1 protein-coding gene and 1 pseudogene are annotated in these 10,986 nt (G+C 73.9%); both read left to right on the top strand.

Annotated features, from left to right (window positions below):
* Nucleotides 1-3,074: type I polyketide synthase (locus AAHZ94_RS04980; protein ID WP_349990835.1), on the top strand; the 3,074-nt coding region annotated here is incomplete at its 5' end.
* Nucleotides 3,075-3,152: 78 nt separating this feature from the next.
* A pseudogene (locus AAHZ94_RS04975) lies at nucleotides 3,153-10,913 on the top strand (type I polyketide synthase); the annotation flags it as partial.
* Nucleotides 10,914-10,986: the final 73 nt, after the last annotated feature.

The raw sequence follows: 10,986 nt of genomic DNA, 5'->3' as shown, positions 1-10,986 counted from the left end.
CCCCCCCCCCCGCCCGCCCCGGCCCGCCCGGGCGGGCGGCGGGCGCGCCCCCCCCCCCCCCCCCCCCCGCCGACCTGGGCCTGGACGCCACCGGGCACCCGCTGCTTGCCGCGGCACTCACCCCGGCCGACGGGGACGGCCTGCTGCTGACCGGCAGGCTGTCCGCCCGTACGCATCCGTGGTTGGCCGACCACGTCGTGCTGGGCACGGTGGTGGTTCCCGGCACCGCCTATCTCGAACTTGCCCTGCAGGCCGCTCAGTTGGTTAGTTGCCAGGGTGTGGAGGAGCTCGACCAGGAGAGTCCGCTGGTCCTGCCGGCCGAAGGGGCGGTGCGGGTCCAGCTCCGGGTGGGTGCGCCCGACGCGGAAGGCCGGCGACCGATTTCCGTACACGCCCGCCCGGACGGCGCCGACGCCGGCCCCTGGACCCGACATGCGAGCGGCCTGCTGGCCGCGGCCCTCGACGCCGGCCACGCCGCACCGGCCGCGCCCGCAGGGCTTGACGGGCTCGACGGCGCCTGGCCGCCGCCGGGTGCCGTGCCCGTCGGCATCACCGACTTCTACCGCACGGTGGCCCTGGACGGCTTCAGTTACGGACCCTCCTTCCAGGGCCTGCGGGCCGTGTGGCGTACGGGCGATGACGTCTACGGCGAGGTCGAGTTGCCCGAGCCGTACCAGGCGGACGCCACCTCCTACGGTGTGCATCCCGCCCTGCTCGACGCCGCGCTGCACGCGGGGCTGGTGGGCAACACCGGCGACCAGGTGTTGCTGCCCTTCGCGTGGCAGGGCGTACGGCGCGCCCGCACCGGTGCCGCCCGGTTGCGGGTACGGCTCTCGCCGGCGGGCCCTGACGCCATGTCGCTGCTGGTGACAGACGAGACGGGCGCGCCGGTCGTGTCGGTGGCGGCGTTGCGGGCGCGCCCGGTCTCGCTGGCGCAGTTGCGGGCCGCCGCCGGGGGCCCCGCCGGGGACGCGCTGTTCCGCGTCGAGTGGACCGCGACCGGTACGGGCCCCGCGGACGCGGCCGGAACGGATGAATCCGATGGATCTGTTGCATCTGATGGAACTGACGGGGCGGTTGGCACGGCCGGCACGGATCAGACGGATCTGGCGGACTGGTTCGCCGGCGCCGACCGGGTGGTGGTCGGGCCCTACGATCCGCTGGCCGAGGTCGAACCCACGGACCAGCCGGGCACGCCGGAGCGCTATCCGCACCTGATCGCCCTGGCGGACGCGGTGGCCGGGGGCCGCCCGCTGCCCGAGGCCGTCTTCCTGACCTGCCCGCACGCACCTGCGGACGCACCCGCATCGGACACGGCCGTACCTCATGCGGCTGCACCCGATACGGCCGCAAGTGGTACGGGGGCCGCCGCGGCCGGGCCCGAGGCGACCAGGGAGGTGCTGGAGTGGGCGCGTACGGCGCTGCTGGCGTGGGTCGGTGACGAGCGGTTCGCCGCCTCCCGGCTGGTCGTGGTGACCGGGGGCGCGGTCGCTGCCGGGCGGGCGGAGGACGTGCCGAACCTGGCGCAGGCACCGGTCTGGGGCCTGGTGCGGGCGGCGCAGGCGGAGCACCCCGGCCGGTTCACGCTGCTCGATCTGGGAGCGGGTTCGGACGCCCGGCGGGCGCTGTGGCGCGCCGCCACCTCCAGTGAACCGCAGTTCGCTGCGCGGTCAGCCGGTCTGTTCGTACCTCGGCTGGTCCGGGCCGAAGGCGCCGCCGCGGCTGCCGCGGCCGGCCCGCAGCGGCTGGGCGACCGCGCCGGCACGGTCCTGATCACCGGCGGTACGGGGGCGCTCGGTGCGCTGCTGGCCCGGCACCTGGTCGCCGAGCACGGCGTGCGCCACCTGCTGCTGCTCGCCCGACGCGGACCGCAGGCCCCTGGCGCGGGCGCGCTCACGGCCGAGCTCACCGCGGCGGGGGCGCAGGTCACGGTGGTCGGCTGTGACGTGTCGGATCGTGCGGCGCTGGCCGGGGCGTTGTCCGCGATCCCGGCGGAGCATCCGCTGACCGCGGTCGTGCACGCGGCGGGCGTGGTGGACGACGGTGCGCTGGAGGCGCTGTCGGCGGAGCGCTTCGACACCGTGCTGGGCCCGAAGGCGGATGCGGCCTGGCAGTTGCACGAGCTCACCGAGGGGTTGGAGCTGGACGCGTTCGTCCTGTTCTCCGCGGCGGCGGCCACGCTCGGCGGCGCCGGGCAGGGCAACTACACGGCCGCGAACGCCTTCCTCGACGCCCTCGCCCAGCACCGCGTGGCCCGCGGGTTGCCGGCGCGTTCCCTGGCCTGGGGGCCGTGGGAGCAGGACGGCGGCATGGTGGGTGCGCTGGACGAGGCGGCCCAGCGCCGCATGCGCCGCTCGGGCGTGCTGCCGCTGGCACCGCACGACGGGCTCGCGCTCTTCGACACCGCGCTGACCGGGAACGACCCCGTGCTCCTCCCCGTACGGCTGAACCTGGCCACGCTGCGCGGGGCGGGTGACGCGGTGCCGCCGCTGCTGCACTCGCTGACCGGGTCCCCGACGGCGCCGGGCGCGGCGGCTGGCGGGGCAGTGGCGGCGGGTGAGTGGCGGGGGAAGGTGACCGGGTTGGCCGGCGAGGAGCGTGAGCGGGTCCTGCTCGACCTGGTGCGCGGCGCGGTGGCCAGCGTCCTCGGCCACCCGAACGCGACGGCCGTACAGGGCGAACGGGCCTTCAACGACCTGGGGTTCGACTCGCTGACTGCCGTGGAGCTACGCAATCGGCTCGCCGCCCACACCGGGCTCCGGCTTCCGGCCACGCTGATCTTCGACCACCCCACGTCCCGGTCCCTGGCCCGCTATCTGGACGGCGCGCTGCCCCAGGAGGGTGCGCCGGACACCGAGCCTGTGCTGGCCGAACTCGACCGGTTCGAAGCGCTCTTGACGACGATCGCCGCCGACCATCCGGATCAGCCGCGGATCGCGACCAGGCTGCGTGCCGTCCTGGCCCGCTGGGACGAGCGGCCGGCCGCCGAGGCGACGGCCCCCACCGGCCTGGCGGCGGACGCCGCGGACGACGAGGTCTTCGACTTCATCACCAACGAACTCGGCATCTCCTGACCGCCGGGGGCTGCCGCTCCCCGCCGTATCCCACCGTCTTCTCCCGACCTCCTGACCTTCCGAAAGGGTGGCACCACCGTGGCGAGCGAGACCGAGGAAAAGCTGCGCTACTTCCTCAAGCGGGTGTCGACCGACCTCCAGGAGACGCGCCGCCGCCTCCAGGAGTTGGAGTCCGTCGAGGGCGAGCCGATCGCCGTCGTGGGCATGGCCTGCCGCTACCCGGGGGGCGCCGACACCACGGAGAAGCTGTGGCACCTCCTCGCGGAGGGCCGGGACACCGCGACGCCGTTCCCCACCGACCGTGGCTGGGACGTGGCGGGGCTGTACGACCCTGACCCGGACCAGCCGGGTACGACGTACGGGCGCGAGGGTTGCTTCATCGACGAAGCGGGCCACTTCGACGCGGGCTTCTTCGGCATCGGGCCGCGCGAGGCGCTGGCGATGGACCCGCAGCAGCGGCTGCTCCTGGAGACCACCTGGGAGACGTTCGAGCGGGCCGGCATCGACCCGACCACGCTGCGCGGCAGCAGCACCGGCGTCTTCATGGGCACCGGCCAACAGGACTACGCGTCGCTCGTCCAGCGGGCGACCGAGAACCTGGAGGGCTATCTGCTGTCGGGCGGCGCGGCGAGCGTCATTTCCGGGCGGTTGTCGTACGTGTTCGGGCTCGAAGGCCCGGCGCTCACCGTCGACACGGCCTGTTCATCCTCGCTGGTCGCGCTGCACCTGGCCGCCCAGTCGCTACGCCGCGGAGAAACCACCCTCGCCCTGGCCGGCGGCGCAGCCATCATGGCAGCCCCCGGCATGTTCATCGAGTTCAGCCGCCAACGCGGTCTCTCCCCCGACGGCCGCTGCAAGGCGTTCGCCGCCGCAGCCGACGGCACCGGCTGGGGCGAAGGCGTCGGCGTACTCCTCCTCGAACGCCTCTCCGACGCACAGCGCAACGGCCACCAGATCCTCGCCGTACTGCGCGGGTCGGCCATCAACCAGGACGGCGCGTCCAACGGGCTCACCGCGCCCAACGGCCCCGCACAGCAGCGCGTCATCTGGCAGGCCCTGAGCAATGCCAGGCTGACCACCGACGACATCGACGCGGTGGAGGCGCACGGTACGGGCACCACCCTCGGCGACCCGATCGAGGCGCAGGCACTGCTCGCCACCTACGGGCAGGACCGGCCGGCGGACCGGCCCCTGTGGCTGGGATCGCTGAAGTCCAACATCGGACACACCCAAGCCGCGGCCGGCGTCGGCGGCATCATCAAGATGATCCTCGCACTACGCCACGCCACCCTGCCGAAGACGCTGCACGTGGACGAGCCCACGCCGCACGTCGACTGGGAGTCCGGGGCCGTACGCCTGCTCACCGAAGCGCGTACCTGGCCCGAGACCGGCCGCCCCCGCCGGGCCGCCGTCTCCTCCTTCGGTGCCAGTGGCACCAACGCGCACATCATTCTGGAACAGGCCCCGGAGGCCACCCCCGAGGCGTCGCCCGAGGACGCACCGGCCGCTGCGGGCCCGGCCGTGGAGACGGGCGTCATCCCCGTCGTCCTCTCGGCCCGCGGCAGCCGGGCCCTACGCGCCCAGGCCGCGCAACTCGCCACGTACATCGAAGAACACCCCGACACCACCCCGCACGCCATCGCCCACACCCTGCTGACCGGCCGAGCCACCCTCGAACACCGCGCCGTACTCCTCACCCACAACCGCAACCACCTACTGGACGCACTCCACGCCCTCGCCGACGGACGAGAACACCCCAGCGTGGTCACGGGCAGCGGCGACCACACCAAGCCTGTGTTCGTCTTCCCGGGTCAGGGCAGCCAGTGGACCGGGATGGCCACCGAACTCCTCACCACGTCTGACGTCTTCCGACAGTCGATAGCCGAGTGTGAGAACGCACTCGCACCGTACGTGGACTGGTCACTGACTGACGTACTGACCAACGGTGAACCCATCGAGCGCGTCGATGTCGTCCAACCCGCACTGTTCGCCGTCATGGTCTCGCTCGCCAGGGTGTGGCAATCCCTGGGTGTGCAACCCACCGCCGTCATCGGACACTCCCAAGGTGAGATCCCCGCCGCAGTCATCGCCGGAGCACTGACACTGGAGGACGGCGCCCGCGTCACCGCACTCCGCAGCCAAGCCATCCACACCACCCTCACCGGACAAGGTGCGATGGCCTCCATCACCCTCACCCCGGAGGCCACCCAGCAACTCCCCGGGGCGTGGGGAGACCAGCTCCACATCGCCGCCCACAACGGCCCCCACACCACCGTCATCGCCGGCCAAACCACCGCAGTGGAACAACTCCTAGAACACTGCGAACAGCAGGGCGTTCGCGCCCGTCGCATCAACGTCGACTACGCATCACACAGTCCGTACGTCGAAGCCCTGCGTGGCCAACTCGCTGACAAACTAGGCGAATTGAAGCCCACGGAGAGCACCATCCCGTTCTACTCCACCACCACCGGCGAAGCACTCGACACCACCCAGCTCACCGCCGACTACTGGTACACCAACCTCCGCCAACCCGTACTCCTCACCCACGCCGTCACCACCGCACTGGGCAACGGACACACCCTCTTCATCGAAATCAGCCCCCACCCCATCCTCACCACCCCACTCCACGACATCACCGACACCACCCAACAACCCACCACCATCACCAGCACCCTCCGCCGCGACCACGGCACCTGGACCCAACTCCTCACCGCAGCAGCCACCACACACACCCACGGCACACCCCCCAACTGGACCCACCTCCTCCCACCCACCACCAACCACCCGAACCTCCCCACCTACCCCTTCCAACGGCGGCGCTACTGGGTGGAGACCCGGGACTTGGGTGTTGCGCCGTTGGGTGCGTCCGGTGTGGATGAGGTGGAGGGGGAAGGGGACTCGCCAGGGGCGGAGTTGCGGCGGGAGTTGGCCGGTCGGTCGGTGGGTGAGCAGGAGCGGCTGTTGCTTGAGGTGGTGCGGACGCATGCCGCGGTGGTGCTGGGGCTTGAGGGACCGCCGGAAGTCGGGCGCTCCTTCAACGAGTTGGGATTCGTCTCGTTGACCGCGGTCGAGCTGCGCAACCGGTTGAACGCCGCGGCCGGGGTGCGGCTGCCGGCGACCGCCGTGTTCGACCATCCGACGCCGGAGGCGCTGAGCCAGCGGCTGCGGACCGAACTCGCGGGCCCCGTAACGGAAGCACCGCGGCCCGCGCCGGTAGTTCGGGCGACGACCGGGGTAGATGACGATCCGATCGCGATCGTCGCGATGGCCTGCCGGTTCCCCGGCGGGGTGGACAACCCGGAGGAACTGTGGCGGCTGGTGGCCGACGGCACCGACGCGATCTCGGACTTCCCCGCGGATCGCGGGTGGGACGTGGACGGGATCTACGACCCCGATCCGGGCCGCAGCGGTCGTACGTACACGCGTGAGGGCGGGTTCATCGCCGATGCGCACGCCTTCGACGCCGCGTTCTTCGGGATCGGGCCGCGCGAGGCGCTGGCCATGGACCCGCAGCAGCGGCTGCTCCTGGAGACCGCGTGGGAGGCGTTCGAGCGGGCGGGCATCGACCCGACTCAGATCGGCGGCAGCCGTACCGGGGTGTTCGCAGGGTCCAGCGGCCAGGACTATCCGCAACTCGTGCTCGGGGCGTCGGCCGACATCGAGGGTTATTTGATGACGGGCAACGCGGCCAGCGTGCTGTCCGGCCGGCTGTCGTACGCCTTCGGGCTCGAAGGGCCGGCCGTGACGGTGGACACCGCATGCTCGTCGTCGCTGGTCGCGCTGCACCTGGCCTGTCAGTCGCTGCGCTCGGGTGAGAGTGAGTTGGCGTTGGCCGGTGGGGTGACGGTGCTGTCCACGCCGCAGGCGTTCATCAGTTTCAGCCGGCAGCGCGGGCTGGCGCCCGACGGTCGCTGCAAGCCCTTCTCGTCGACCGCCGACGGCACCTCCTGGGGTGAGGGGGTCGGCCTGCTCCTCCTTGAGCGGCTGTCCGACGCCCGGCGCAACGGCCACCCGGTGCTGGCCACGGTGCGCGGCAGCGCCACCAACCAGGACGGTGCCAGCAACGGCCTGTCCGCACCGAACGGGCCCGCACAGCAGCGCGTCATCCGACAGGCGCTGGCCAACGCGCGGCTGACACCGGGCGAGGTGGACGCGGTGGAGGCGCACGGCACGGGAACTCCGTTGGGTGACCCGATCGAGGCACAGGCGCTGCTCGCCACGTACGGGCAGGAGCGTCCTGCGGACCGGCCGCTGTGGCTGGGTTCGGTGAAGTCCAACATCGGTCATACGGCGGCGGCTGCCGGGGTCGCCGGGCTGATCAAGATGGTCAAAGCAATGGAGCACGGGGTGCTGCCGCCGACCCTGCACCTGGCGGAGCCCACGCCGCACGTGGCGTGGGACTCGGGGCGGGTCGCCCTGCTCTCCGAGCCGGTGACCTGGCCCGACACCGGTCGGCCGCGCCGGGCCGGGGTGTCCGCCTTCGGCATCAGCGGCACCAACGCCCACGTACTCATCGAACAGGCACCACCCGCGCCCGGAGCGACGCCGGAGGTGGGGACGGGGACTGCGCCCCCAGCCGAGACAGGGGCGGGGACGGCGACGGCAACGGCGGCACAGCCTGCGGACGGCGCTGCGCACGCGGACGGCACAGCCGAGACGGCCGAGGTGAACGAAACAGCCAACGTGCACGAGACGGACGGCCCGGACGGTGCTCCGCACAGGGGTGCCGCTGCGGACGGGGACGGCGGCGCGCCGGGCGGGGCCGAGCCGCCCGTGCTGCTGTGGCCACTGTCCGCGCGCAGTGTGCAGGGCCTTCGTGCGCAGGCCGCGCGGCTGCGGGAGCATCTGGTCCGGCAGCCCGAGGCCGCACCGGTGGACGTCGGCCGCGCGCTGGCGGCCTCTCGGGCCGGGCTCTCCCACCGTGCGGTGGTCGTCGCGGGCCGCCGGGGCGCCGCGGCGGAGCGGGCCGAGTTGCTGGCCGGGCTCGCCGCGCTGGCGGCGGGCGCGGAGACGCCGGGCGTGCTGCGGGGCGCGGTGACCGGCGGCCGGACCGGGTTCCTCTTCCCCGGCCAGGGCAGCCAGCGGCCCGGGATGGGGCGCGGCCTGTACGAGGCGTTCCCGGTCTTCGCGCGGTCGCTCGACGAGTTGTGCGGGCTGTTGGACGAGCACGCGGACCGGCCGGGGCGGCCGGGCCTGCGGTCGGTGCTGTTCGCGGCGGACGGCACCGCCGACGCCGCGTTGTTGGACGAGACGGTGTACACCCAGCCGGGGTTGTTCGCGGTGGGTGTGGCCGCCTACCGGCTGCTCGAGTCCTTCGGCGTGGTGCCGGACTGTGTCGGCGGGCACTCGATCGGCGAGTTGGCCGCGGCCCATGTGGCCGGGGTGTGGTCGGCCGATGACGCCTGCCGGCTGGTGGCGGCGCGGGCCAGGCTGCTCCAGGCGACGCCGGACGGCGGTGCGATGACGGCGCTTGAGGCCACCGAGGACGAGGTGCTCGCGCGGCTGGCCGACCACGCGGACCGGGTCTCGATCGCGGCCGTCAACGGGCCCCGGAGCACCGTGGTCTCCGGGGTGGCCGACGCGGTCGCCGAGATCGCCGCCGGCTTCGCCGCGCTCGGCCGCAGGACGAAGCAACTGCGGGTGGCCAGGGCCTTCCACTCGCCGCTCACGGAGGGTGTGTTGGCCGAGTTCGGCGAGGTCGCTGCCACCCTGGCGTACCGGTCGCCGCGCGTCCCGGTGCTCTCCAACGTGAGCGGCGCGCTGGCCACCGCCGATGAGCTGACCGACCCGGAGTACTGGGTACGGCACGTACGCGCGGCGGTGCGGTTCCACGACGGCGCCCGCCGGCTCGCCGCCGACGGCATCACCAGCGTGCTCGAACTCGGCCCGGGCGGTGTGCTGTCGGCGCTGGTGCGCGAGGTGCCGGTGGAGCGGGGCGGGTCCATCGCTGCGGTGCCGCTGCTGCGGCGCGGCAGGCCGGAGCCGGAGAGCGCGATGGCGGCGCTCGGCCATGCGTACGCCCACGGTGCGTCGGTGGACTGGGACGCGGTGTTCGACGGTACGGCCGGTCCTGGCGGCCACCGGGGCATCGGCGGGACGCGGGTCGCCGGCGGTCTCCGAGACGGTGCCAGCCCCCAGGGTGCGGCTGGGCCCCTGGCTCCGGTCGGGACCCGGCTCACGGGCGGCCCGCGGGTGGCGTTGCCGACGTACGCGTTCCAGCGGCGGAGGTTCTGGCCGGTCGGCCCCCAGGACACGGTCCGGGCGCCGGGCGCGCCGGCGGACGCGGTGATGGGCGGGACTCCGACGGGCGAGGGTCAGGGCGCGTTGGCGGCCGAGATCGCGGGCCTGGACGCGCCGGCGCGGCATGCCGTACTGCGGTCGCTGGTGGCCACCCGGGTGGCTGCCGTCCTCGGGCACGACACGACCGACGAGGTCGAGTCCGCCCTCGGCCTGCCGGAACTCGGCATCGACTCGCTCGCCGCCACCGAACTGCGCGACGGCCTCCAGCGGGCGACGGGCGTCACCCTGTCGAGCACCGCCGTTTTCGAGCACCCCACCCTGGACGATCTGGCCGCACACCTGCTCACCGGGTGGGAGGCGCTGGGGCAGGTCTCGGACACGGTTCCGGCTGCTGCGCCGATCCCTGTGCTGGCGGGCGGTGCGGGCCTGACCGATGCGGACGCAGCCGGCACGGACACAGCCGACGCACCGTCAGTCACGGCACCGTCGGTTGCGGCGACGACGGCCGGTGCCCCGCAGGTCAGCGCGGTGCAGGCCGGAGCCGACGCCGCGGTAGGGGGCTCGGCGCAGGGACCTGAAGGGGTCGCCGCTGACGGTCCGCTCTCCGCGCCCGCGCCGGCCCGCGAACCGGCGGCCCGGCATGCGGCGACCGGCTCCGCGTCCCAGGCCGGGCCCGCCACCGGGGCCACACCCTCCGCCGGGGCCGCCAGCCAGGACACTGCCACTTCGGGCTCCCCCGGGGGCCACACACCCACCCCGTCCGTACGCGTCGGCGCCACCGACGTGCCCGGCACGCGGACCGAGCCCGTAGGGTTGCTCGGCTCACTCGCCGTACGGGCCGCGCGGGCGGGCAGCTTCGCCGCGTTCGACGGCTTCCTGCGGGACGCGGCCCGCTTCCGGGAGACCTTCCGCACGCCGGACGAGCTGACCCGGCGCGCCGCCCCGGTCCGGCTCGCGCGCGGGCCCGCCCGGCCCCGACTGGTCTGCTTCCCGTCCTTCGCCGGCAAGTCGGGCGCCCACCAGTACGCGCGGCTGGCCTCGGCTGCCCGCGGATCGCGCGACCTGTGGGCGGTGCCGGCGCCCGGCTTCGTCGATGGTGAGGCGCTCCCGGTCGACCTGGACGCCCTCCTCGACCTGCACGCGGCCGACGTCCAACGGATCGCCGACGGCGCCCCGTTCACGCTGCTCGGGCACTCCGCCGGCGGCTGGGTCGCGCACGCCGTGGCCGAACGCCTTGAGGCCATCGGCGTGCCGCCGGTGAGCCTGGTGCTGGTGGACAGCTATCCGCCCGGCAGCCCGGTGCTCCCCCACATCCAGGCGGTGCTGGGTGCGGGCCTCGCGGCCGGCGGGGGCGGGCTCGGGCCTGCGGGTGCGGCGCTCGACGACATCTGCCTCACCGCGATGGGCGGCTACGGCACCCTGTTCGCGGACTGGAAGCCGGGCCCCGTCGCCGCCCCGGTGCTCCAGGCCCGGGCCGCGGCACCACTGCCCGGCTTCCCCACCACGGACTGGCAGCCCGCCTGGCCGACCCAACACACCCAACTCGCGCTACCAGGCGATCACTTCAGCGTACTCGGCGCACATGCCGACACCACCTGGCGAGCCATCGGCGACCACCTCGGCGGCCCGTCCTGACCCCGCCGCGGCCCGGCCGCACACCTACCCCCGTCCC

It is taken from the genome of Streptomyces sp. HSW2009, assembly GCF_040240285.1.
Lineage (GTDB): Bacteria > Actinomycetota > Actinomycetes > Streptomycetales > Streptomycetaceae > Streptomyces.
This window is presented reverse-complemented; position numbering and strand designations above follow the sequence as displayed.